The sequence below is a fragment of the Pseudomonas sp. TMW22080 genome (genome assembly GCF_022496745.1).
GTDB lineage: Bacteria > Pseudomonadota > Gammaproteobacteria > Pseudomonadales > Pseudomonadaceae > Aquipseudomonas > Aquipseudomonas bubulae.
Map to the genome: position 1 here is coordinate 770,367 of NZ_SCFF01000002.1, position 24,034 is coordinate 794,400.

The 24,034-nt window shown below is 59.0% G+C and carries 24 protein-coding genes; 11 read left to right on the forward strand and 13 right to left on the reverse strand.

The window, feature by feature from the left end:
- Positions 1-128: 128 nt before the first annotated feature.
- Both EQV96_RS09930 and gloB read right to left on the reverse strand, forming a co-directional pair.
- Positions 129-1,529, reverse strand: coding sequence for a lytic transglycosylase domain-containing protein (locus EQV96_RS09930; RefSeq protein WP_095001701.1), 1,401 nt, complete (start codon positions 1,527-1,529; stop codon positions 129-131).
- A 97-nt stretch (positions 1,530-1,626) separates the two neighbouring features.
- Positions 1,627-2,406 carry a hydroxyacylglutathione hydrolase gene (gloB, locus tag EQV96_RS09935; RefSeq protein ID WP_095019317.1) on the reverse strand — a complete coding sequence of 260 codons (780 nt, stop codon included), beginning with the start codon at positions 2,404-2,406 and terminating at the stop codon, positions 1,627-1,629.
- A gap of 109 nt (positions 2,407-2,515) precedes the next feature.
- On the opposite strand from gloB, the gene EQV96_RS09940 reads away from it, so the two are divergent.
- From EQV96_RS09940 to EQV96_RS09955, 4 genes are all read left to right on the forward strand, one after another.
- Positions 2,516-3,274 (forward strand): class I SAM-dependent methyltransferase, encoded by a 759-nt coding sequence (locus EQV96_RS09940; RefSeq protein WP_095001699.1) that lies wholly within the window; start codon positions 2,516-2,518, stop codon positions 3,272-3,274.
- Positions 3,275-3,360: 86 nt separating this feature from the next.
- Entirely contained in the window at positions 3,361-3,813 is a 453-nt protein-coding gene (rnhA, locus tag EQV96_RS09945) for a ribonuclease HI (RefSeq protein ID WP_095001698.1), read from the forward strand.
- On the forward strand, positions 3,806-4,564 hold the full coding sequence (dnaQ, locus tag EQV96_RS09950; protein ID WP_095001697.1) for a DNA polymerase III subunit epsilon: 759 nt from the start codon (positions 3,806-3,808) through the stop codon (positions 4,562-4,564). The genes rnhA and dnaQ overlap by 8 nt, the downstream gene beginning before the upstream one ends.
- Positions 4,565-4,631: 67 nt before the next feature.
- Positions 4,632-5,207, forward strand: a complete 576-nt coding sequence (locus EQV96_RS09955) for a GNAT family N-acetyltransferase (RefSeq protein ID WP_095001696.1) — start codon at positions 4,632-4,634, stop codon at positions 5,205-5,207.
- A gap of 53 nt (positions 5,208-5,260) precedes the next feature.
- Here EQV96_RS09955 and EQV96_RS09960 read toward each other — a convergent pair whose 3' ends face one another.
- Together EQV96_RS09960 and EQV96_RS09965 are read right to left on the reverse strand one after the other, a co-directional pair.
- On the reverse strand, positions 5,261-6,172 hold the full coding sequence (locus EQV96_RS09960) for a LysR substrate-binding domain-containing protein (protein ID WP_095001695.1): 912 nt from the start codon (positions 6,170-6,172) through the stop codon (positions 5,261-5,263).
- A gap of 171 nt (positions 6,173-6,343) precedes the next feature.
- Positions 6,344-6,565, reverse strand: a complete 222-nt coding sequence (locus EQV96_RS09965; RefSeq protein WP_095001694.1) for a hypothetical protein — start codon at positions 6,563-6,565, stop codon at positions 6,344-6,346.
- 196 nt (positions 6,566-6,761) lie between these two features.
- On the opposite strand from EQV96_RS09965, the gene EQV96_RS09970 reads away from it, so the two are divergent.
- Positions 6,762-7,310 (forward strand): NAD(P)H-dependent oxidoreductase, encoded by a 549-nt coding sequence (locus tag EQV96_RS09970; RefSeq protein WP_095001693.1) that lies wholly within the window; start codon positions 6,762-6,764, stop codon positions 7,308-7,310.
- Between the two features lie 63 nt (positions 7,311-7,373).
- On the opposite strand, the gene phnX is transcribed toward EQV96_RS09970, so the two are convergent.
- Together phnX and EQV96_RS09980 are read right to left on the reverse strand one after the other, a co-directional pair.
- A complete protein-coding gene (phnX, locus tag EQV96_RS09975; protein WP_095001692.1) occupies positions 7,374-8,201 on the reverse strand; it encodes a phosphonoacetaldehyde hydrolase in 828 nt (275 codons plus the stop codon).
- A gap of 72 nt (positions 8,202-8,273) precedes the next feature.
- Positions 8,274-9,383, reverse strand: coding sequence for a 2-aminoethylphosphonate--pyruvate transaminase (locus EQV96_RS09980; RefSeq protein ID WP_095001691.1), 1,110 nt, complete (start codon positions 9,381-9,383; stop codon positions 8,274-8,276).
- Between the two features lie 113 nt (positions 9,384-9,496).
- Here EQV96_RS09980 and EQV96_RS09985 point away from each other — a divergent pair, with 113 nt between their 5' ends.
- Complete coding sequence (locus EQV96_RS09985; RefSeq protein WP_095001690.1) at positions 9,497-10,354, forward strand: LysR substrate-binding domain-containing protein; 858 nt, start codon at positions 9,497-9,499, stop codon at positions 10,352-10,354.
- Between the two features lie 44 nt (positions 10,355-10,398).
- Here EQV96_RS09985 and EQV96_RS09990 read toward each other — a convergent pair whose 3' ends face one another.
- Complete coding sequence (locus EQV96_RS09990; protein WP_095001689.1) at positions 10,399-11,268, reverse strand: LysR substrate-binding domain-containing protein; 870 nt, start codon at positions 11,266-11,268, stop codon at positions 10,399-10,401.
- A 291-nt stretch (positions 11,269-11,559) separates the two neighbouring features.
- Between EQV96_RS09990 and EQV96_RS09995 the strand changes: the two genes are divergently transcribed.
- The 3 genes from EQV96_RS09995 (at position 11,560) to EQV96_RS10005 (ending at position 15,104) form a co-directional block, all read left to right on the forward strand.
- Positions 11,560-12,885, forward strand: a complete 1,326-nt coding sequence (locus EQV96_RS09995) for an MFS transporter (RefSeq protein ID WP_095019312.1) — start codon at positions 11,560-11,562, stop codon at positions 12,883-12,885.
- A gap of 15 nt (positions 12,886-12,900) precedes the next feature.
- Complete coding sequence (locus EQV96_RS10000; protein ID WP_095020899.1) at positions 12,901-14,292, forward strand: FAD-dependent oxidoreductase; 1,392 nt, start codon at positions 12,901-12,903, stop codon at positions 14,290-14,292.
- 107 nt (positions 14,293-14,399) lie between these two features.
- Positions 14,400-15,104 carry a YebC/PmpR family DNA-binding transcriptional regulator gene (locus EQV96_RS10005; RefSeq protein ID WP_016782338.1) on the forward strand — a complete coding sequence of 235 codons (705 nt, stop codon included), beginning with the start codon at positions 14,400-14,402 and terminating at the stop codon, positions 15,102-15,104.
- Positions 15,105-15,160: 56 nt separating this feature from the next.
- Here the strand turns inward: EQV96_RS10005 and EQV96_RS10010 are convergent, their stop codons facing one another.
- The 3 genes from EQV96_RS10010 to EQV96_RS10020 all read right to left on the reverse strand — a co-directional run bounded on the left by EQV96_RS10010 (position 15,161) and on the right by EQV96_RS10020 (position 18,799).
- Complete coding sequence (locus tag EQV96_RS10010; RefSeq protein WP_138738448.1) at positions 15,161-16,471, reverse strand: protein kinase; 1,311 nt, start codon at positions 16,469-16,471, stop codon at positions 15,161-15,163.
- A 173-nt stretch (positions 16,472-16,644) separates the two neighbouring features.
- Positions 16,645-17,796 (reverse strand): M14-type cytosolic carboxypeptidase, encoded by a 1,152-nt coding sequence (locus tag EQV96_RS10015; RefSeq protein WP_095038679.1) that lies wholly within the window; start codon positions 17,794-17,796, stop codon positions 16,645-16,647.
- A gap of 535 nt (positions 17,797-18,331) precedes the next feature.
- Positions 18,332-18,799, reverse strand: a complete 468-nt coding sequence (locus EQV96_RS10020) for an Lrp/AsnC family transcriptional regulator (protein ID WP_095001684.1) — start codon at positions 18,797-18,799, stop codon at positions 18,332-18,334.
- A 170-nt stretch (positions 18,800-18,969) separates the two neighbouring features.
- Between EQV96_RS10020 and EQV96_RS10025 the strand changes: the two genes are divergently transcribed.
- The gene (locus EQV96_RS10025) at positions 18,970-20,022 is read left to right on the forward strand and encodes a Glu/Leu/Phe/Val dehydrogenase dimerization domain-containing protein (protein ID WP_095019308.1); all 1,053 of its coding nucleotides are present in this window, start codon (positions 18,970-18,972) and stop codon (positions 20,020-20,022) included.
- A gap of 47 nt (positions 20,023-20,069) precedes the next feature.
- Here EQV96_RS10025 and EQV96_RS10030 read toward each other — a convergent pair whose 3' ends face one another.
- On the reverse strand, positions 20,070-20,417 hold the full coding sequence (locus tag EQV96_RS10030; protein ID WP_095001682.1) for a DUF3077 domain-containing protein: 348 nt from the start codon (positions 20,415-20,417) through the stop codon (positions 20,070-20,072).
- Positions 20,418-20,546: 129 nt separating this feature from the next.
- Between EQV96_RS10030 and EQV96_RS10035 the strand changes: the two genes are divergently transcribed.
- Positions 20,547-21,206, forward strand: a complete 660-nt coding sequence (locus tag EQV96_RS10035; protein ID WP_095001681.1) for a S24 family peptidase — start codon at positions 20,547-20,549, stop codon at positions 21,204-21,206.
- A gap of 60 nt (positions 21,207-21,266) precedes the next feature.
- Here EQV96_RS10035 and EQV96_RS10040 read toward each other — a convergent pair whose 3' ends face one another.
- Both EQV96_RS10040 and EQV96_RS10045 read right to left on the reverse strand, forming a co-directional pair.
- Positions 21,267-23,207 (reverse strand): acetyl/propionyl/methylcrotonyl-CoA carboxylase subunit alpha, encoded by a 1,941-nt coding sequence (locus tag EQV96_RS10040; RefSeq protein ID WP_218722850.1) that lies wholly within the window; start codon positions 23,205-23,207, stop codon positions 21,267-21,269.
- Positions 23,204-24,022 carry a gamma-carboxygeranoyl-CoA hydratase gene (locus EQV96_RS10045; protein WP_095038682.1) on the reverse strand — a complete coding sequence of 273 codons (819 nt, stop codon included), beginning with the start codon at positions 24,020-24,022 and terminating at the stop codon, positions 23,204-23,206. Before EQV96_RS10045 ends, EQV96_RS10040 begins: the two co-directional genes overlap by 4 nt.
- Positions 24,023-24,034: the final 12 nt, after the last annotated feature.

A 24,034-nucleotide genomic window follows, 5' to 3' on the forward strand; every position in this document is an offset into this window, starting at 1 on the left:
CTTAAGGTTTCCGTACAGTAACAGCTTGTATCTGTAGGAAAAAGGCCACGCTGGTAAGCACGACGGGCAAGCTGCGGCCTACTTTTGTGTAGGAATCAGCTTGCCCGCGGGGGATGTCAGCGCTGTGCTTATCGGGGTTTGGAAACGGTCAGCATTTGCCCCGGCTTGAGGGCTTTTGCGCTGTTTGGATTCCAGCGCTTGAGATGCTGCATTTCAACGTTGAAACGCTTGGCCACCATATACAGCGAGTCGCCTTTCTGGACCTTGTATTGGGTCGGCTTTTTGCCCGAGGGCTTGCGTGTGTCCTGCATCACCAGGACCTGGCCGGCCTTGAGGTTGTTGCCGCTGAGCTTGTTCCAGTGTTGCAAGTCTTTGACATTGACCTTGTTGGCCTTGGCAATCAGGGTCAGGTTGTCGCCGCTCTTGACCCGGTACTTGCGGTTCAGGCGAGCTGGGGATGTGCTTGCAACCTTGTCAAATACCGGCTTGTTGGGGCGCAGACTGACCAGTTGGTCGGAGCTGAGATTGGACAGGCTGGCAGTCAACAGCTGGGCTTTGGCCGTAGGTACCAGCAGATGCTGGGGGCCATCGGTGGTGGCGCGCTGTTTGTAGGCCGGATTGAGCTGGAACATTTCGTCTTCGTCGATTTCGGCCAGGGCTGCCACGCGGGACAGGTCCATGGACTGTTTGATCTCGACCATTTCGAAGTAGGGTTCGTTGGCGATCGGGTTCAGGTTGATGCCGTAGGCTTCAGGGGCCAGAACCACTTGTGACAGGGCCAGCAGTTTTGGCACGTAGTCTTTGGTTTCCTGCGGCAGTGGCAGGTTCCAGTAGTCGGTCGGCAGGCCGAGCTTTTCGTTGCGCTCGATGGCCCGGCTGACGGTACCTTCGCCAGCGTTGTAGGCCGCCAGGGCCAGCAGCCAGTCGCCGTTGAACATGTCATGCAGACGGTTCAGGTAGTTCAGGGCTGCCAGCGTCGAGGCGGTAATGTCACGGCGACCATCGTAGGCACGGGTTTGACGCAGGTTGAAGTAGCGGCCTGTCGACGGAATGAACTGCCAGAGCCCGACCGCATTTGCGTGGGAATACGCCATTGGGTTGTAGGCGCTTTCAATGGCTGGCAGCAGGGCCAGTTCCAGCGGCATATTGCGTTCTTCGAGGCGCTCTACAATGTAGTGGATATAAAGGCTGCCGCGCTCGCCCGCATTCTCGAGAAACGACGGGTTGCTCGCAAACCACAGGCGCTGTTGTTCAATTCGGGGGTTGACGTTCTGGCCGTCCTGCAACTTGAAACCCTGGCGCATGCGCTCCCACACATCTTGAGGGGGGAGGGGGCTGGGCTTCTGGCTGAGCCAGAGTGGATCCTGGGGAATGCGTTTGGCGATTTTAAGGCTGGCCCGCTCCGTGGTCTGCGCCGAATGATCCATGGACTGGCAGCCCGCGAGCGTGGCGCAGACAGCCACCGCAATGGCTTTGACCATGCGCGTCAATGCGTCTGAATTGATGGAGTTACCTTTAAATGACGACATTGTTTTGAAAAAAGTCAGGAAAAAATGTCGGGGGATTCTAGAAAGCAGGGGGGGCGCGGTCAACTGTTGAGAATTTTTGTTCTGACCGCGGCCGGTTTTAGAACCTGTCTTTCCAGCTGCGCAGGCTGGCAAAGACCGCACTGGGCGAGTCGTTGTCGCGGGAGTTCCACTCGTCAGCTTTTTCTTTAACAGATGTTTCGTGGACTCGCAGAAAGGGATTTGTGCGTAGTTCCAGTGCCATAGATGATGGCAAGCTGATACGACCTTCAGCCCGCCACTGCGTGACTTGCGCTACACGCGCGGCAATATCCGGGTTGTTCGGTTCCACGGCCTGGGCGAAGCGCAGGTTGCTCAAGGTGTATTCGTGGGTGCAGTACACGCCGGTGTGGGCGGGCAGCGCGGCCAGGCGAGTCAGGGAGTGATGCATCTGTTCCGGGGTGCCCTCGAACAGTCGGCCGCAACCCGCGGCGAACAGGGTGTCGCCACAGAACAGCAGGGGCGCTGTCGGGTCTTGGTGATAGTAGGCGATATGCCCAAGCGTATGGCCGGGTACCAGCAGGATCTGGAACTCCAGGCCCAGTACCTCGATGCGGTCGCCGTCGTTGAGTGCCACTTGTCGGGCCGGTATGGTCTCAAGCGCCGGCCCCCAGACCTTCGCGTTAGTGTGTGCGTGAAGTTGCGCGACACCGCCTACATGATCGAAATGGTGATGGGTGATCAGAATGTCGCTGAGGACCCAGTCCGGGTGCCTGGCCAGCCACTCCAGAACAGGCGCGGCATCACCCGGGTCGACCACGGCGCAGCGCTTTTGGGTAGTGTCCTGTAACAACCAGATGTAGTTGTCGTTGAAGGCGGGCAGGGCGTCGATCTGTAACATGGTGCAATTCCCAAGTGTGAAACAATGGCGCATCTTAGGGGCTGTTGACGTTTTATTGCGAGTCGCGTCGTCAGGGCTTGCGACAGATAAAGGGCGAGTTGGAGGAGCAATGACCGATAAAGCATTGGCTCAGGCTGATCCTGAGTGGCTGGCACTGATCAGTTCGGCGCGTGAGTGGCTGTCTGGCCCCCATGGGCAGTTGTTGCTCGAAGATGAGCAACGGGTGCTTGAGGACGAGCTGGGGCGCTTTTTCGGCGGCTATCTGGTGCATTACGGCCCTGCTGCCGACACCCCGCCCAAGGCCCCGCAGGTTCAGCGCAACGTACGCCTGGGCGCGCCATTACCGGGTGTTGAAATCATCTGCGAAGAACAGGCCTGGCCATTGTGCGAGCACGCTGCCGACGTGGTGGTGCTGCAGCACGGGCTGGATTTCTGTCTGTCGCCCCACGGTCTGTTGCGCGAAGCGGCCAGCAGCGTACGCCCTGGCGGGCACCTGCTGATTGTCGGGATCAACCCCTGGAGCAGCTGGGGCTTGCGCCATGTCTTCGCCAAGGATGCCCTGCGCAAGGCACGCTGTATCTCACCTTCACGGGTCGCCGACTGGCTGAACCTGCTGGGCTTTGCGCTGGAGAAACGCCGCTTCGGGTGCTATCGTCCGCCGCTTGCTTCCAAAGTGTGGCAAAGCCGCTTGTCCGGCTGGGAACGCAAGGCCGGTAGCTGGCAATTGGCAGGTGGCGGCTTCTATGTATTGGTTGCTCGCAAAATGGTGGTGGGCTTGCGCCCTGTCAACCCGATGCGCCGGGAACCGATGGGCAAGCTGATTCCCTTGCAGATGGCCAAGGTCAATCGGCGCCACACAGACTCCTAAATTTATGTTGGGCCGGGTTTGCCCGGCTCAGGTGCTGGCCATTGCTGATGGTCAGGCCATAAGCAGCCTTACCTGGATAGTTTGCAATGATTGATAGCGTTGAAATGTTCACCGATGGTGCCTGCAAGGGCAATCCTGGCCCGGGTGGCTGGGGTGCCTTGCTGATCTGCCAGGGTGTCGAGAAAGAGCTCTGGGGTGGCGAGGCCAATACCACCAACAACCGCATGGAACTGATGGCCGCCATTCGCGGGCTTGAAGAGCTCAAGCGTCCGTGTGAGGTGCTGCTGGTGACTGACTCGCAGTATGTGATGAAAGGCATCACCGAGTGGATGGTCAACTGGAAAAAACGCGGCTGGAAAACCGCCTCCAAGGAGCCGGTAAAAAATGCCGACCTGTGGAAGCTGCTCGATGAGCAGGTCAGTCGTCACACCGTGAAATGGCAGTGGGTACGCGGTCACATCGGCCATCCCGGCAACGAGCGCGCCGACCAGTTGGCCAATCGTGGGGTCGATCAGGTACGGGGAATCAAGCATGCGTAGTGTTGTACTCGATACCGAAACCACCGGTATGCCGGTCACCGACGGCCACCGGGTGATCGAGATCGGTTGCGTCGAGTTGATGGGGCGCCGTTTGACCGGTCGCCATTTTCACGTGTATCTGCAACCCGACCGTGAAAGTGACGAAGGCGCCATTGGCGTCCACGGCATTACCAATGAATTCCTGGTGGGCAAGCCGCGTTTTGCTGAAGTCGCCGATGAGTTTTTCGAATTCATCAAGGGCGCACAGCTGATTATTCATAACGCTGCGTTTGACGTGGGCTTCCTCAACAACGAGTTTGCCCTGATCGGCCAGACCGATCGCGCCGACCTGACTCAGCACTGCACCATCCTCGATACCCTGGCCATGGCACGGGCCCGTCACCCGGGCCAGCGCAACAGCCTCGATGCGCTGTGCAAACGCTATGGTGTCGACAACTCGGGCCGTGAGCTGCACGGCGCCTTGCTCGACTCCGAGATCCTGGCCGACGTTTACCTGACCATGACCGGTGGCCAGACCAGCCTGTCGTTGGCCGGGAATGCTTCTGACGGTAATGGCTCGGGTGAGGGGTCGGGCAATCAGGCCAGCGAAATTCGCCGCCTGTCGGCGGACCGTCAACCGGGCCGGATTATTCGTGCAAGTGAAAGCGACTTGACCGAGCATGCGGCTCGACTTGAAGCCATTGCCAAATCGGCTGGCGGCCCGTCGTTGTGGGCGCAACTCCTCGACGCGAAAGGGCAGACGCTGCAGTAACCTGGCGCCTACCTGACTGCCGCTGCCGCTTATTGTCAGCGTCGACGACAGGAAAGAAGGATTTTTCATGCATCTGGTTATCAACCCCCAAGACCCTCAAGTCTCGGTACGCCTGGCCGACGAGGGTTTTGCGCCCTATGTCTGGTGCAACGATTTCAGCTTTGAAGTTCGTGCCTATGCCCGTGCCGACCGGCATAAAAAGGTCGAGCACTGGCCGCTGGAGCTGATTACGCCCTATCGCAAGTGCTACGGCATCGACCCGGATGAGTTCGCCAGCTACCGCGGTGGCAAGGGCAGCGACATCTTTATGGCGTACCTGGACAACCAGCCCGTGGGGCATGTGGTTGTAAGCACCCACTGGAACGGCTTTGCCCATGTCGATGAACTGGCCGTTATCGCGGGCGCCCGTCGCCACGGTGTGGCCAGGTCATTGCTGGAAGTGGTGAGGTTCTGGAGCCATAAAAAAAACCTGCCGGGGATCATGCTCGAGACCCAGAACAACAACCTGGGCGCCTGCCGGTTGTATGAGCGTTGCGGGTATCAGGTAGGGGGCATCGATGATTTGCGCTATCGCGGTATTGACCCACAGACCCGTGAAGTGGCTATTTTCTGGTATTTGATATTTGAGCGCAGGGATCTGTAGCAGTTGTCGAGCTCTGCGAGGCTGCGTTCGGCGGCTGCTACAGGGCTCGTGTTTTAAAGCACCACCAAGCCCTGATCCGCCAGCAATGCCTCGGCCTTTTGCCGCACGATCTCCAGCAAGGCATCCAGTGCCAGCCCGTGCCGGGTGCCTTTGCGTGTAAGCGCATAGAGCGTCACCGGGATCGCCGGTGAGATCGGGCACACATCCAGCCCGCTTGCCCTGGCACCCACTGCCGTGAACGGGTCGACCAGCGCCAGTCCTTCTCCCGCTTCGACCATGCTGCGCATCATCTGGTAACTCTGCACCTGAATCTGCACCACCGGTGCCGGACGCAAGGCTTGCAGCTTGCTGTCGAGCAGGCGGCTCAACGGGTCGTGCTGATGCAGGCCGATCATTGCCTGTCCCGCCAGCTCTTGCAGTGCGATGTATTTGTGCTTGGGTGACAACCAGCCATGAGGCGCCAGAAACTGCACCTTGCCTTGAACCAGTGGCTGAGATTCGATCCCGGATTGCTCCGATTGCTGCAGGCTCAAGCCCAGATCGCATTCGTCCATTAACAGACGGCGCACAATTTCGGCGCAAGGCTGGCTGCTCAAGGTTGTCGGGGTATCGGGAAAGCGCCGTCTGAGAGCGCCTATGCAATGAGGCAGCAGCGGTTGGGCCAGGGTTTCGCTGCAGGCTATGCGCAAGGCCGGTTCCTGATGCTGGCGCAGCTCGTTGCCCAGCTGGCGCAGAGGCTCAAGAGCCTGGTACAGCTGATTGATAAGGGGTTGCAGCACAAGGGTGTCGCGGGTGGCTTGCAGCCTCCCGCGAATACTGGCAAACAGCATAAAGCCCAATTGCTGTTCGGCTTCCTGCAGCGTTGCGTTGAGGGTGGCCGTGGGCAATTGCAGCAATTCGGCAGCATGGCCGAGGTTGCCGGTTTGCAAGATGGCTTGAATCACTTCGATGTGGCGTAGACGCATACTGGTGTCCTGTCTCGCAAATACTGATCCTTTTTGACGGCGTCTGTTGTCGTCAAAAAGGATCGTAATCATGAGGCCGGACACCAGTGCCCGGCAGATGAGGTTTCAGCGTTGCGAAGCCTGATCCGTCTCTCATCCTTTGACTTCAACCTGTACGCCCTGAGTGGCAGGTCAGGCTGCGACGACGGGCGACGGGTCGCGAACCAGGATGACACCCGACTGCACCAGCTCGAAGTTGTTGTCATCGTTCTTTTTGACACGATCGCCAATGGCCAGTTTGTAGGTCATTACGGGTTGATCGCCGGTTGCTTGTGAATCTTCAAACTCATGCACGGAATAGACGCGACCTTCCGCATCTCTTGCATGAAATTGTCCAACGAGAACTGCCGCCATTTGTAGAGAACCTCTGGAGATAAACACCCAATTTGCGGTTCTGTAGACCGTTGTTCAGCAGGGGAAGTTTAACCATGTGAAAAAAATAGTCCCCCTACTTTACAGGCTTGCAGGCCGATAGGGTGAACTGGGGTGCAAGAAAGCCGTCCGATCATCTATAACTACTCTTCCTACAGCTACTGACTCGGGGTTTTCCATGAGCAAGGTCTACAGCGTTGCAGTGTTGGTTGGCAGTTTGAGGAAGGATTCCCTCAATCGAAAAGTGGCTCAGGCTCTGGCAGAGCTGGCTCCGCCAAGCCTGAAACTGTTTATTGTCGAAATCGGTGAGCTGGCGCTTTACAACGAAGACATTGATGGTGCGTCGCCACCTGCGCCATACACGGTTTTTCGCGATCAGATCCGCCCGGCCGATGCCATCCTGTTTGTGACCCCCGAGTACAACCGCTCGGTGCCAGGCGTGTTGAAAAACGCCATTGATGTCGGTTCGCGACCCTATGGGCAGAGTGTGTTCAGTGGCAAGCCGGGCGCGGTGATCAGCGTTTCGCCTGGGGCCATTGGTGGCTTTGGGGCTAACCATCACTTGCGCCAGTCGCTGGTGTTTCTCGATGTGCCGTGCATGCAGCAGCCTGAGGCCTATCTGGGAGGAGCCGGTGATGCGTTTGATGCATCCGGTAAACTGTCGGATAAAACCCGACCGTTTTTGCAGAAATTTATCGATCAGTTTGCCGGGTGGGTAGAGCGCTAGGACTACAGCAGTCGCAAGCCGCAAGTCAGAAACTTGCAGCTTGCAGCTATCAACCTGTAGCTATCAGCTGCTCTGCGGCATCTCGCCCTTGGCCAGGCGCTGGTTGATATCGCTAATCACTGCGGGCAGGTCGCTGATGGTGTCGATCAGATAGTGGGGGCGAGAGCCGGCGAACAGGGCGTGAATGCGGTTGCGTTCGCTGTCCAGGGTTGCCGGGGCCAGTGCCTTGTATTGTTCCCAGGTCAGGCCCAGGGCGTTGCCCGAGCACACCAGCGCCACGGTCCACATGCCGGCGCGGCGACCTTCAAGAATGCCCGGTACGGTGTCGTCGATCTTGACGCAGGCACCCACATCATCAATACCCAGCGCGATCACGTTGGCCAGTGCCTGGGCCGGCCAGGGGCGACCGTTAGGGACTTCATCGGTGGCCACGACGTGGTCGGCCACATAGCCATTGGTGGCGGCCAGTTCAACCACTTTGGCCATGACCTGCGCGGGGTAGCCCGAGCAGGAGCCGATCTTGATACCTTGCTCACGCAGTTGGGCAATGGTGTCCAGTGCGCCGGGAATCAGGGCCGAATGCTCGGCGATCTTTTCGATCTGCAGCGGCATAAAGCGCTCATAAATCGCGGTGACGTCATCGTCGGTCGGTGCACGGCCAAACACTTTTTTATAGCGCTCGGTTATCTGCGGCTGATCACACAGGGTACGAATGTGGTCCCACTTGCCCATGCCCATCGGCCCGCGAGCTTCTTCGATGGACACCTGCACGTCAAACTCGGCAAAGGCTTCGACAAAAATCTGGGTTGGGGCGAACGAGCCGAAATCGACCACGGTGCCGGCCCAGTCGAGGATGGCGGCTTGCAGCTTGCTCGGGTTGGTGTAGTTCATGTCTGTTAATCCTGTAAGAGCGGGCTGTGCCGCACGAAGTAAATAGGGTTGTTCTAGCCTGTTCCTGCACCATCAAATATCGAAGACTTCCATTTCCTGCAGCACCTGGCCTATGGCGTCTACGGCTGCCTGCATCTCGGCCTGATTGACGTGGCCGATGCAGCCCACACGAAAAGTCTCAACCTGGGTCAATTTGCCCGGATACAGGATGAAACCCTTGGCCTTGACCCGCTCGTAGAACTCCTTGAACTGATAGCGGGGGTCTTTTGGCGCATGGAAGGTGACGATAATCGGCGCCTGGATAGCCTCGGGCAGAAAACTGCTAATGCCCAGTTTGGCCATGCCGTCGAGCAGGGCCTGGCAGTTGTTGGCGTAACGCTGATGGCGGGCAGGCAAGCCGCCTTCTTCGTTGTATTGCAGCAGTGCCTCGTGCAGGGCGGCTACCACATGGGTCGGCGGGGTAAAGCGCCATTGTCCGGTTTTGCTCATGTAAACGTGCTGATCGTGCAGGTCCATTGCCAGTGAATGGCTGTTACCGGCGGCATTGCCCAGGGCTTCTTTGCGGGCGAATACAAAGCCCATGCCGGGCACACCTTCGAGGCATTTGCCGGAGGCAGCGATCAATGCATCAAAAGGGACTTGCCGGGCATCGATCGGCAGGGCACCGAAGGAACTCATGGCATCGATGATCAGGCGTTTGCCGTGCTGAGCGATCACTGCGGCAATGTCGGGCAGCGGGTTAAGGATGCCGGTGCTGGTTTCGCAGTGGATCAACGCCACGTGGGTGATGCTCGGGTCTGCATGCAGCAGGCGGTCGACGTCTGCCGCCGTGGTGGGCTCGTCTTCAGCGGTTTCAAAGGTGCTGTAGCGACGGTCCAGCACTTCGCAGATTTTCGCCAGACGTTTGCCGTACGCACCGTTGATCAGCACCAGTACATTGCCATCCCGTGGTACCAGGGTGCCGATGGCGGCTTCGACGGCAAAGGTGCCGCTGCCTTGCAGGGGCACGCAGTGATGGCTGTCGGCGCCGTTGATAATGGCCAGCAGTTGCTGGCACAGGCTGGCAGTCAGCTGGTTGAAGCTGTCATCCCATGAGCCCCAGTCAACCATCATCGCCTGGCGGGTACGCGCCGAGGTGGTCAGTGGGCCAGGGGTCAGCAGGATCGGCGCGGCAGTACTCATTCTGAATTCCTCACAAGCATGGGATGGCTACTTGGTACAGGACATAAATTGCAGTTTGTGTTGATATCAATCAAATTGTTTGTTGTTATGCCTGCCATCAGTGAGGCTTATAAATGAATTTATTCCAGCTCCGTGCGTTTGATGCCGTGGCCCGCGAGGGCAGTTTTACCCGGGCTGCGGCCCGGCTGTTTATCAGCCAGCCGGCGGTGACCGGGCATATCAAGGCGCTTGAGGAGCACTACCAGATCACCTTGCTGCGGCGTACGGCGCGGCGGGTGGAGTTGACTGAAGAAGGCACCAAGCTGGCGGCCATCACCCGGGCCATGTTCGGTTTGGTGGATGAAGCGCAGGTCATGCTGGAGGCCAACCGCCAGTTGCTTACCGGGCGACTTGAGGTGGCGGCCGATGGTCCGCATCTGGTGATGCCGATGCTGGCAAGCCTGCGCGCACGTTATCCGGGGGTTACCGTGAATTTGCGCCTGGGCAACGCTCAGGAAACCCTGGCGGCGTTGCTGTCGGAGCATGCCGATGTGGCGGTGCTGACCGAAGTGGAGCCGCGCAAGGGCCTGGCCTTGCGTGCGCTTAACGAGTCACGGATTTGTGCGCTGGTTCCCGCCAACCACCCGTGGCTGGCCTTGCCTGATGGCATCGCGATCGGGCAACTGGATCAGGTGATCATGGTGCTGCGTGAACCAACCTCGATTACCCGTCGCACTTTCGACAATGCCTGTGAGCAGGCTGGAGTCAATCCACGGGTATTACTGGAACTGGACAGCCGGGAGGCGGTGACCGAAGCCGTCGCTGCGCAGTTGGGTGTGGGCATTGTGTCGTCGGTGGAAGTCAGTCATGACCCCCGCGTGCGTGCGGTGCCGATCAACGGCGCGGGGCTGGTCAACCTGCATATGCTCGGCTGCATGGAACGGCGGGCCGAGTTGCGGTTGATCAAGGCGTTTATGGAACTGGCGGTGTGATTTGTGCGGGGATAACACGCGTAGCAGCTGCTACGAATGGTGTGTTACAAGTCTGCCCGCACAATCTCCAGAAACGTTGCCACTACCCGCCGTGAGCTCTGCTCCTGCAGGCACACCAGGGTTTCGGTCAGGCGCCTTTTGCAGTCGATGATGGGCAGGGCGCACACCCGGGAGTCCGAGCCAAACTCCGCCGCCGACACCACCCCCACGCCAATCCCGACCACCACTGCTTCACGCGCCGCTTCACGACCCTCTACCTGGATCGCGGCGCGGATACGCAGGCCGGCCTGGCTCATTTCTTCTTCCAGGGTTTGCCGGGTTACCGAACCGACTTCGCGCAATACCAGCGGTGTGTCATCCAGGTCGGCCAGGCAGATCGAACGGCGGCTTGCCCAAGGGTGCGTGCGTGCTACAAACGCCACCATCGGGTCGCTGCGCAAGGGCACGCTCAGCAGCCGGTCATCATTCACATCGCGCCCCAGCAGGGCCAGGTCTGCCTGGTAGTTGAACAGCCGCGCCAGACATTCGTCGGTGTTGCCTGTTTCGATTTTTACCGTGATCCCGGGGTAGCGCTGGCAAAAGCGGGCGATTTGCGGCAACACATGAACAGGGGCGTCCACGGCCAGGATCAGGCTGCCGGTTTGCAGGGCCTGGGAGTCCTGCAGTAACTCCTGGGCCTCGGCCTGTACCCCGAACAGGCGCTGGGTGATGCTCAGCAACCGCTCACCCAGGTCGGTAAGGCGCACCGAGCGCTTGTTGCGGTGGAACAGCAACACCCCGAAGCGTTCTTCAAGTTTTCTGACCTGATCGGAGATGGCCGGCTGGCTTAAAAACAGACGTTCGGCAGCCCGTGTGAAACTGCCGTGAACGGCGACGGCATGAAAGGCCTTCAACTGCGCATGGGAAACTGACATTGAAAAACCTCTTACAAGCTGAGCTTATGAGTGAAATACGATAAATCGATTTTACCTATTAGTCAGTAATTGCTTTGATCGACCTCAGCCCGGCGTTATGTCCTCGATAACGGTGGGTCGCGACACACTGATGTGCAGCCCCTAACTCCAACAAAAAAAGGGCCGTTCAGGGTGTGTCTGTCAAATACGGCTCTTGTCTGAAGGGCGGTATTGAAGTGCTCAACACAATAAAAAAACAGGCGTTCTCTTCTGATTCTGCCGGCACATTCCACCTCTGAGGTCAGACCCGACATGAACAACTCCTTTGCCACCATCAAGCGCTGGCGCGTGCAGATTTTTGCCATCACCTGGCTGGCCTACGCGGCCTTTTACTTCACTCGTAAAGCCTTTTCCGTGGCCAAACTGGGGATTGCTGATGATCCCGGCTTCCATCTGGACAAGATGGCAATGGCCAACCTCGATGCCATCTACCTGGCAGCCTACGCCGTAGGGCAATTTACCTGGGGCATTCTCGCCGATCGCTTCGGCCCGCGGGTTGTGGTGCTGGGCGGCTTGATCATCTCTGCACTGGCGGCGTTGGTGATGGGCACTTACGCCACCTTGCCGATCTTTGCCACCTGCATGCTGATCCAGGGTCTGGCGCAATCCACCGGCTGGTCGGGGCTGTGCAAAAACATCGGCAGCTTTTTCCCGGCGCAGCAACGTGGTCGGGTGCTGGGACTGTGGAGTTCGTGCTACGCCTTTGGCGGGCTGGTGGCCTCACCCTTTGCCGGGTGGTGGGCGTATACGCTGATCGGCAGCTGGCATGCGGCGTTTATTTCCAGCGCGGCGGTGGTGGCGCTGGTGGCGGTGCTGTTCTTTATCTTCCAGCGCAATACGCCGCAAGATGTCGGCCTGCCGGCGGTTGAGCCCGAGCCGCCAATGAGCGCCGATGAAATCGCTGCCGAAAAGCGCATCAGCGTTTGGGCACCCTTGCGCGAGATCATGCGCAATCGCACGGTGCTGACCCTGGGTCTGGCGTACTTCATGCTCAAGCCGGCACGCTACGCGATTCTGCTGTGGGGGCCGGTGATTGTGTTCGAGCAAATGCCGCAAGTGGGCAAGGTAGGCGCCGCGATTATTCCTACGGCCTTTGAGTTGGCGGGTTTGCTGGGGCCGATCATGATCGGCCTGGCCTCCGACAAGCTGTTCGGTGCCCGGCGCATGCCCGCCTGCATTTTGAGCCTGTTGGCGCTGACCGTTTCCCTGGCGTTTTTCATGGGTGCACTGCATTCCGGCAGCGTGGTGCTGGTGGTGGCCTTGCTGTTTGTCATGGGCCTGACTCTGTATGGGCCTGACTCCATGATCAGCGGCGCTGCAGCCATTGATTTCGGCACCGCCAAGGCCGGAGCCACGGCGGCGGGGTTCGTCAATGGCTGCGGCTCGGTCGGGGCGATTCTGGGCGGCCTGCTGCCCGGTTATTTCGACACGGTCACGGTGTTTATCGTATTTGCCTGCTGCGCGCTGTTTTCCTCGCTGGTGCTGATTCCGCACTGGAACAGCCGACCTGCGGGGCTCAAAGCCGCGTGCCCGTTTGTGCCCAATCATCCATTGCTGATCAAGCCTTTACGCACCTGAGCAGGAGAATGACCCATGCGACCTTTTTGGCTGGAACAGGCACTGGCCCTGGAAAATGAAGCACCCTGCGAGGCGCTGGCGGGTGAAACCCGTGCCCAGGTGTGCATTGTGGGTGGCGGTTATACCGGGTTATGGACGGCGATCATGCTCAAGGAGCAAAGCCCTGAACTGGATGTGGTGCTGATTGAAGCCGATATATGCGGCGCAGGTGCCAGCGGGCGCAACGGTGGCTGTGCGCTGTCATGGTCGGCCAAGTATTTCACCCTTGAGCGGTTGTTCGGGGTGGAGGAGGCCGTGCGGCTGGTCAAAGCCTCGGAACAGAGCATTTACGCAATCGGTGCATTTTGTGAGCGCTATGGTGTGGAGGCTGATTACCGCCTCGATGGCACGTTATACACCGCGACCAATCAGGCCCAGATCGGATCGACGGATGGCGTGATTGCTGCGCTGGAGCGCCAGGCCATCAACTCGTTCAGCAAGCTGGCGGTTGATGACGTGCAGCGCCGGGCCGGTTCTGCCCAGCATCTGGAGGGCTGGTTTTCTCCCGCTGCTGCCAGCGTACAGCCTGGCAAACTGGTGCGTGGTTTGCGTCGGGTGGCCTTGCAGCTGGGGGTTAAAATCCACGAAAACACGCCAATGACCGGGCTGGAAGAGGGCGCGCCGGCGCTTATCCGCACGCCTGGCGGAAGCATTCGTGCTGACCGCGTGGTGCTCGCGATGAATGCCTGGATGGCCCGGGCATTCCCGCAGTTCGAGCGCAGTGTGGCGATTGTCTCCAGCGATATGCTGATCACGGAACCGCGCCCGGACCTGCTGCAGGACATCGGCCTGACCAGTGGTGTCACCGTGCTCGATTCGAGAATATTCGTGCACTACTACCACAACACCCCGGACGGACGAATCATGTTGGGCAAGGGTGGCAATACCTTCGCCTACGGCGGGCGCATGCTGCCTGTGTTCGATCAGCCGTCGCCCTACGCCGGGCTGCTGGGCAAAAGCCTGGAGCAGTTCTTTCCGGCGTTTGCCGGGGTTGGGATCGAGGCGACATGGAATGGTCCTTCAGACCGTTCTGTCACCGGTTTGCCGTTTTTTGGTCAGATGAGCAGCCACGGCAATGTGTTTTATGGCTTTGGTTATTCGGGCAGCGGCGTGGGGCCTTGCCATATGGGCGGGCAGATTCTCGCCTCGCTGGTGTTGGGGCTGGCCAATGACTGGACCCGCTCGCCGCTGGTCAACGGACCGTTGGGGTATTTCCCGCCCGAACCCATTCGTTACCTGGGGTCGCTGATGGTGCGCAACGCCATTCGGCGCAAGGAGCGGGCCGAAGATCATGGTCGCCGGCCTCGGCATCTGGATGTGCGCCTGGCCAGATTTGCCGCGGCGGCGGGCAAGGCTGACAAGGGTTAAGCAGGTATCAATTGGATTTTTTGGTCGATTGCCGACTTCTTGCCGTATAAACTTGCGCCCATTCGACGGCCGACAGGCTGCGACACACCAGATTGAGAGAGTGAGTAATGGGCGCACAGTGGAAGGTTAAACATAAAGCGGACGCCGCCAACAGCCGCGGCAAGATTTTTGGCAAGCTGGCCAAGGAATTGACGGTTGCTGCGCGCAACGGCGCCGACCCGGACATGAACTCGCACTTGCGTCTGGTCTATGAGCAGGCCAAAAAAGCCTCGATGCCGGCTGACACCATCAAGCGCGCGATCAACAAGGGCGCCGGTATCGGCACCGAGGCCGTGCAATACCACCGCGTTACCTACGAGGGTTTCGCTCCCCACCAGGTGCCGCTGATCATTGAGTGCCTGACGGACAACATCAACCGTACCGTCGCTGAAATCCGCGTGGCCTTCCGCAAGGGCCAACTGGGCGCTTCGGGTTCGGTGGCGTGGGACTTCAATCATGTCGGCATGATCGAGGCCAAGCCTGATACCCCGGACGCAGACCCTGAAATGGCCGCGATTGAAGCCGGTGCCCAGGATTTCGAAGAAGGCGAAGAAGAAGGCACGACCTTGTTCATCACCGAGCCGACTGACCTCGACGCTGTACAGAAAGCATTGCCCGAGCAAGGTTTTACCGTGGTTTCAGCCAAGCTGGGCTACCAGCCGAAGAACCCGGTAAGCGGTTTGACGGACGAGCAAATGGCCGAAGTACAAGAGTTTCTGGCCAAGCTGGAAGAGCAGGACGACGTGCAGGACATGTTTGTAGCGTTGGCGTAAGCCATCGAGCCTATCCCGTAGCAGCTGCCGAGGAACGAAGGCAGCTGCTACAGGACTTACTCTAATGCCCGTATAACCTCGGCAAATCCCGGCCGTGCCAGTACCTCTGGCTGAATACAGCGCTGTTGCAACCCTTGCAGCTCAATGCGCTGTTGATCGCTCAAGCCCGAGTCGATCCGCTCCAGCAATTCGCCCAGCAAAATCCCGAACGCTCGCACTTCGATGCGTTGCAGCGCCCGGCTTTGCGGGCTGTCGTCCAGGGCATGGAAGCACGCGGCACCGAAATCGCCCAGCAGGCAGTCACCCCGGGCATTGAATAAAATATTGTGTGCGTACAAGTCGCCATGGCAGATGCCCTGCGCGTGCAGGTGGCCGGCCGCCGAGGCAATACCGCGGGCAATGCGCAAGGCGCTGTCGCGGGTGAAACGGGTGCTGTCGGCATACACGTCGCGGCTACAGGTGTCGAAGCTGGGCAGGGCCGCGAGATTGATAAAGGACGGGTCGATCAGTTCCATCACCAATGCGGCCTGATCGTCGGGATGACCCGTGACGCGGCCCAGTACCTTGATCAGGTTTGGATGCTGGCCTGCCGCGATGCAGGCATTCATTTCATTGAGCGGCGAGCCATCACTGGTGATGCTGCCCTTGTACAGTTTGACCGCCACCGGTTGCAGGGATTGCCCCGGTGCGCGCCACTGCGCCTGATAAATGATCCCGGAGGCGCCTTCGCCCAGCTTTTGCTCAAGCTCGAGCTGCGACCAGTCAATATTTGGCGTGGTGTCGGGCTGGTGCCGGGTGCTGGCATCTTCACGCAGCGGGTTGCCGGCATACGCCAGCCAGCTCAGGCCCGGCAAGGCCAGCAGGGTGTCGGGCAGTTCGCTGAACTGGTTGGCAGCCAGGCGGATCAGCTCCAGGCGCTCGCACTTGGCCAGACTGGCGGGCAGTTGCTGCAAGCGGTTACCGGCCAGCATCAGCTTTTGCAGCAGTGGCCGCTGGCCCAGCTCTTCGGGCAGTTGCTCGATGCAATTGTCGGTCAGGATCAGCCAGCGCAGTAAAGGAGGCAGTGCCGCACCGGGTACGTTGGCGATCCGGTTGGCCTTGAAACCAATCATGCTCAATTGCGCACACTGCCCAAGACAAACCGGCAGCTCGGTGAATTGATTGTCCGAGCAAAACAGGATGCGTAACCGGGTCAGGCGATGCAGGTCAGCGGGCAGGCTGCTCAGGGCGTTGCCGCTGAGGTTGAGGATTTCCAGGGTGTCGGCCAACTGGAATATCTCGGCCGGAAACTCGGTCAGCCCGCACGACAGATCAAGACGTTTGAGGCCCGCCAGTTGGCCAGCGCGCAGTTTAGCGAGGGTATCCATATGCAGGGTCGGGACTCGTAAGCAGGACAAAAAGTGTCGCGCATGATAGCGATTTATCGGCTTGGGGCCGAGGATTTGTCGGCGGGTTATGAGCGCAAAACGTGATGCTCCTGGGCTCTGGCCAGTCAGCGGTAAAGGGCCCTTGGTCGGGCCCGGTACTGCTTATGCAGCTTTTAACGCAGCTCTCTGACCATCGTCGAAAGGGTGGTCAGCACGTCCTTGGCCAATTGCTTAGAACGCTTGCCATCCCAGCCGGTCTGCGGGTCCGGCGCATCGTTGTTGTCCTTGAACGGCATCTCCAGGGTCAGCGACAGGCAGTCGAAGCGATGGCCAACGCTGTTGCAGGCCAGGGTCATATTGGCTTGCCCGGGTTCGTCGCGGGTGTAGCCGTGGGTGGTCTGGAAATCTTTGGTCAGGGCGCTGAGGTGCGTGCGAAAGCGTTCTTCCAGAGTTGCCAGGCGCTGGGTGTAGCCCGGGTTACCTTCGCAGCCTGCGGTAAACACGTAGGGGATTTCTTCGTCGCCATGAATGTCGAGGAAGAGATCGACGCCGTACTGGCTCATCTGCTCCAGGGCAAAAAACACTTCGGGGCTGACCTGCGGGCTGGTGTTTTGCCAGGCGCGGTTCAGGTCCTGACCGTTGGCATTGGTCCGCAGGTGCCCGTGGAAGGCGCCATCAGGGTTCATGTTGGGAATCAGGTAAAGATCGGCGTAGTCCAGCAGCTTGCGCATTTGCGGGTCGCTGCCTTGCTCCAGACGCTCCAACAGGCCTTCCATAAACCATTCGGCCATATGTTCGCCGGGATGTTGCTGGGCGATGATCCAGATCTTGCGCTTGTGGCTGGCGCCGCTACCTTTGCGCAACAACTGGATGTCGCGACCTTCAACGCTCTTGCCGGTGGCCAGCAGCTCGCAACCTGACCACTGCAGGGCATTTTTGATCAACTGATCATGACGTGCGCGGCTGTAGGGTTCGAAGTAGGCAAACCAGGCCTGAGGTTGCTCGGCTGCAAAATGAATATTCAGGGATGTGCCGTCGAAATCGCTCGGTACCCTGAACCAGTTTTCCTGATCGTAAGACGCCACTGCCTGATAGCCATCCCACGCTTTATTGTAGGAAGACTGGCTGGCGTTGCTCAATTGGAAATGGTGGGTGTGACCGGGTGTCAGGCCATCGACCTTGAAATGGAACCACTGAAAATGCGGGCTCTTGGTGTCCGGCTTGATGGCAAGTTTTACCTGCAACGGGTTGCTGGTATCCAGCACCTGGATATTGCCGCTGTCGAAGTCGCTGCTGATATGAAGTGAAGAGGGCGCCACGGTCATCGTCCAAATCCCGAAATCTGATAATTGTGGACGTTACTGTACCGTGCTATGGCGATAGGCCAATACAGAATTTTAGGCGGGAGGAAGAAGGAAATAGCGAAGGGGGGCGTCATCCTTGACGCATCGCAATTGTAGGGTTTTTGCGATTGATTCTCAAGTGCTAGATTGCCATTACGGCTATAGTCCTAGACTTCAGGCTTCCGTTTCTCGATGTTCTTTTGCTATCATCACCCTATCGTGACGGCCACCCAAGAAAATGGCTGCACACCAGACTTCATTAGCCTGAAGCACGCAGAGCCAGATAACTGGCCGCAAAAAAAAGACCCGGCCAGAAGCCGGGTCAAATAACCGTGATTAGCCTGATGAGGAGGTAATTCAAAAGACCGACCTAAGGTCCCTTGAATTATCGACTGATCTCGCGACCAGCTGCATGCAATAATAATCATTATCATTTGCAAATCAAGCTATTTCCCGCGCTTTTCCGAAATTAATTTTTCGCTCCCCGGCCCAATGCTCTATCCAGCGGCCTGCAGACCTAATCGAGTAACAGTTCCGTGGTGCGTTTGACCTCACTCATGGCGATATTGGAGTGGGCTTCCTGTACGTGTGGTTTCTGCAGCAAGTGATCGCGCAAAAAACGTTCGTAGCTGTCGATATCGTGGGTGACCACCTTGAGCAGGTAGTCCATGTCCCCGGCCATGGTGTAGCACTCGATCACTTCGGGGTAATCGGTAATCGCCTCTTCAAACTCGGTCAGATGGCGACGGCCGTGGCCCGACAGCCGCACATTGACGAACACCACTACATTGAGACCGAGTTTTTTCGGGTTGAGCAGGGCGACCTTGCGCTCGATCAGCCCTTCCTCTTGCAGACGGTGGATACGCCGCCAGCAGGGTGATTGCGACAATTCCACGCGTTCCGCCACCTCGGCGGCAGACAGGTCGGCATTGTGCTGAAGCAGGCGAAGGATCTTGCGGTCGATGGCGCTTAACTTTATCTGCATGAATTGATCTGTTTTCTTATTGTTTTTGAATGATGCATGCAGATTAGCAGAACAATTCCTGCAATTTAGAAAGAAAAATCCTAGGTAAAACCCTCACTCTTTTGCCACGGGTCACAGACTGACTTTAAGGTCTGGCTCGCATTCTGGCTAAAAACAAGAGAGAGAACGCAATGCCGATTTTTACCCACCCCGAATTCGATCACCACGAACAAGTCCAGTTCTGTCATGACAAGGCCACGGGCCTCAAGGCCATTATTGCGGTGCACAACACGCGCCTGGGGCCAGCCCTGGGCGGTTGCCGCATGTGGCCCTATGCCGACGAGCAGCAAGCCTTGAACGATGTGCTGCGCCTGTCCCGTGGCATGACGTACAAGTCGGCGCTGGCCGGGTTGCCATTGGGTGGCGGCAAGGCGGTGATCATTGGTGACCCGCGCAAAGACAAGAGCGAGGCGCTGTTTCAGGCAATGGGCGGTTTTGTCGAGAGCATGGGCGGACGCTACATCACGGCGGCGGATTCCGGCACCGGGGTTGCTGAAATGGCCCTCATGGGCCAGCGCACCCGCCACGTGGTGGGTGCTGGCACCCGCGAACAACTGGGCGGTGGCACGCGCAGTGGCGACCCGTCTCCGGCTACCGCCCTCGGGGTCTTTATTGGCCTGCGTGAGGCAGTGTTGCAGCGATTGGGGCGCCACGACCTGACGGGCCTGCGGGTGGCCGTTCAAGGGCTGGGTCAGGTGGGATACAACCTGGCCCGGCACCTGAAGGAGGCGGGCGCCGAGCTGTGGGTTCACGATATCCAGGAGGCCAATGTGCGCCGTGCTGTCGACGAACTCGGTGCCCATGCGGTCAGTGCACTGGATATTTACGGGCTCGATGTCGACGTGTTCTCGCCCTGTGCCATGGGTGCCATCATCAACGATGAAACCTTGCAGGTACTGCGTGCACCGGTGATTGCCGGTGCGGCCAACAATCAATTGGCCAAGGCTTCCCATGCCGATGAACTGTGGCGTCGGGGTTGCTTGCACGCACCGGATTACGCAATCAATGCGGGCGGCATTATTGACGTGTCTTACGAGTACAACGGTGGCACGCCTGAGCAGGTTCGCCAGCACGTTGAAGGCATTGGCGAGACGTTGCGTCAGATCTTTCTAAGGGCTAAAGCGCAGGACATGAACACCACGCGCATTGCCGACAGCCTCGCCCAGGAGCGTCTGAACGCGTGATAGCCAGGGCGCTGGTGCCCGCAGCAGGCAATCAGCGCCTTTTCACTTCAGCGGGCAGTCAGTTGTTGCATGTCGATAGCCTTGTCCAGCAATTGCCGGGATGGCTCCATAAGCAGCAGCAGGCTCAGCAGCAGATCCCGTTGAGAGCCCTGCTGATGCTCGCTGGCGCTTTGCGCATTGGCAATTGCGCAGCGCAAGTAATCCGAGGCCAGCACCAGAGCTTCTTCTTGGCTCACGTCATCGCTGACCTGGAAAATTTTCTTACCCGTAGCGTGTTGAGAAACAGGAGGTTTCAAATAATAGTCGAGGGCACGCTGGGTCGCGATGCTGTCCTTGATGGATTCAAGCCCGGCATCGGACTCGGTTTCGAAAGGGATTTTTGTTATGGGAGTCATGATTTACCTGCGTCTCAGGAGTTGATCGAGTCAGCTAAAGCAGATTAGTACATTAAGTATTTTTGTCTTATAAGTAAATAATACAATTCGTGTATTGTTGCGTCGAATTCAATCCGTATTGTTCGGCAGATGGATAAATGGATCGCTTTAGTCAGAACCAAATTGCGCGAGCTGAAACTCACGCAAGAAAAACTAGCCGAACGCGTCGGGGCTTCCCAGGGCGGGGTCGGCCATTGGCTCAATAAACGCCGTCAACCCGACTTGCCGACGATGAACAACGTACTTCACGCCCTTGGGCTGGAGCACCTTGAGGTCGCCCTGGTGATTCGTGAGCGCAACGAGGCGGGCGACAAGCCCGGGGTTGACGAATACACCTACGAGATCACATCGGCATTCCGCTACCCGGTGCGCGACTGGGTAGCGGCGGGTCACGTCAGCGAAAAGCTGCTGCCCGGTTATGCACCGCCCGGTACGCTGTTTGAAGTGAGTGATCACTACGCCAAAGGCGCTGCGTTCTGGCTGCTGGTCACGGGAGACGCAATGACTGCCCCGGTGGGGGTCAGCATTGCGCAGGGGATGATGATTCTGGTTGATCCGGACATCGAGGCCACGCCAGGCAAAATGGTCATCGCTCTTACGCCGGAATCCGATGCCACGACTTTCCGGCAGTTGATCGAAGAAAGCGGGCAACGTTACCTCAAGCCACTTAATCCGACCTACCCGAAAACCCTGTTTGATGAAAACTGCCGGATTATCGGCGTGGTGGTACAGGCCACTGCCAAGTTTTAGAAGCGGTGTGTCCATGCTGCAAGTGAAAAGGCGGATACCGGTCACGGTACCCGCCTTTTCTCATTCCAGCTCGACCAGTGCCGAACCCTCACTGACCATTTCACCTTCCTGGTAAAACAGCGCCTTGATCACGCCTGCATGGGGGGCTCGCAGGCTGTGTTCCATTTTCATGGCTTCCAGTACCACCAGCTGAGCACCGGCCTCGACGGTTTGCCCGACCTCGACCAGCACACGTACGATGCTGCCGTTCATCGGTGCAGTCAGGCCGCCCTGGGCCGTGTGACTGGCGTCCACGGCGCTGATCGGATCGTGCAGACGCACGCAGTGCAGTTCACCGTCCCAGCGCAGGTACAGCGCATCGCCCCGACGGATGGCCAGGTGCTGACGGCGTACACCGTCCTGCTCGATGAGCAAGTGTTCATCGCGCAAAGTGGTGGTGTTGCCACTGAGGTGGATAACCTGCTGTTCACCCTTGCAGGCCAGAACCAGCAAGGTGTTTGCCGGCAGACCGCTACGAAAGCCATTGGCTGTCGACCAGGGCGATGCCGGGTCATCGTTGCGTACCCGTAGCGGTTGACTTTGGCTGAATGCCTGGGCAGCGGCAGACCAGAATGCCGTAGGCAAAGGTTCGGCAGCAGGCAGTAATTCTTCTTCGTAGCGTGGGATAAATCCGGTATCGAGTTCGGCTGCGGCGAAGGCAGGGTGGCCGATAATGCGGCGCAAGAAATTCAGGTTGGTTTTCAGCCCGCCAATAGCGAATTCATCGAGCATGGCCATCAGGCGCAAACGTGCCTGTTCGCGGTCTTCACCCCAAGCAATCAGCTTGCCCAGCATCGGGTCGTAGAACGGTGAAACTTCGTCGCCCTCGCTGACACCGCTGTCCACGCGACGGCCCGGGCCAGCGGCCGACTCGCGATACACCTCAAGACGGCCGGTTTGCGGAAGGAAATCATGGCCCGGGTCTTCTGCATACAGTCGCACTTCTATGGCATGGCCGTTCAACGGGACCTGAGCCTGGCTGATGGGCAGGGTTTCACCTCGTGCCACGCGGATTTGCCAGGCCACCAGGTCGAGGCCGGTGATGGCTTCAGTGACCGGGTGCTCAACCTGCAGGCGCGTATTCATCTCCATAAAGAAGAATTCGCCTCGCGCATCCAGCAGGAACTCTACAGTGCCCGCGCCCACATAACCGATGGCCTGGGCCGCACGCACGGCGGACTCGCCCATTGCCTGACGCTGTTCGACACTCAGGCCCGGTGCTGGCGCTTCCTCTACGACTTTCTGGTGGCGGCGCTGAATCGAGCAGTCGCGCTCATTGAGGTACAGGCAGTTGCCGTGCTGGTCGGCAAAAATCTGGATTTCCACGTGTCGTGGCTTGAGTACGTACTTTTCCACCAGCATGCGCGCATCGCCAAAGGACGACAGGGCTTCGCGCTGTGCCGAGGCCAGCGCCTCTGCCAGCTGGGCGACGTCCTCGACCACCTTCATGCCCTTGCCGCCACCTCCTGCCGTGGCTTTGAGCAGCACCGGATAGCCGATGCGTTCTGCGGCGAGGCGAAAGGTTTCCAGATCCTGGGCTTCGCCGTGGTAACCCGGCACCAGCGGTACGCCCGCCACTTCCATCAAGGTCTTGGCGGCGGACTTGCTGCCCATGGCATCAATGGCACTGGCGGGCGGGCCGAGAAATATCAGCCCGGCAGCTTCAATGGCACGGGCAAAGCCTGCGTTCTCCGACAAAAAGCCATAACCGGGATGAATGGCCTGGGCCCCACTGGCCTTGGCGGCTGCAATGATCTTGTCGATTTTCAGGTAGCTGTCGGCCGCTTTGCTGCCCCCCAGGTCTACGCAGATATCGGCTTCGCGGCAATGCCGCGCATCGCGATCGGTCGCGCTGTGGACGGCTACTGTGGTGAGGCCCAGGGCCCTGGCTGTGCGCATTACCCGGCAGGCGATTTCGCCACGGTTGGCAACCAGTACGGATGTCAGAATAGGGGCGCTCATGAACGCGGCTCCAGGGTCGATGGATCGGCTTGCCAGCTGGGGGCACGTTTTTGCAGAAAGGCGCGCAAGCCCTCCTGGCCTTCGGGGCTGACGCGGATGCGAGCTATGGCGTTTTCGCAGTAACGGCGAATAGCCAGGGTCGGTGCTCCGTGGCTGACTTCCCGCAACAGGTCCTTGCATGAGCGCATGGCCTGGGGGCTGTTGAGCAGCAGGTTGTCAATCCAGAGGTCGATGTGCTGTTCAAGCTCGGCGAGCGGGTAGCACTCCGATAGCAAGCCCAGTTCCCGGGCACGTTCGCCGCTGAAGCGTTCAGCCGTCAAGGCGTAGCGGCGGGCAGCGCGCTCACCGATGGCCTGCACCACGAAGGGGCTGATCACCGCAGGTGCCAGGCCGATACGCACTTCCGACAGACAGAACTGCGCGTCTTCGGCGCCGATAGCCATGTCGCAGGCACTGATCAGGCCCAGCGCACCACCATAGGCCGCGCCCTGGACCACGGCCAGGGTGGGCATTTTCAGCTTGGCCAGGTTGTACATCAGCTCGGCCAGGTGGCGGGCGTCGTCAAGGTTGGTGTGGTAGTCCAGTTCGGCCGATTGCTGCATCCAGGCCAGATCGGCACCGGCGCTGAAATGCTTGCCGCGCCCGCGCAGCACCAGAAAACGCAGGGCAGGGTCGGCTTGTACGGCCTCCAGCGCCAGAATCAGCTCACGAATCATCTCGGCATTGAATGCATTGTTCTTCTGCTCGCGGCTCAACCACAGGGTGGCAAAGCCCCGGGGATCGGTGTGCAGTTCGAGGGTGTTGAAATCCATCATGTTTGTCAGTCC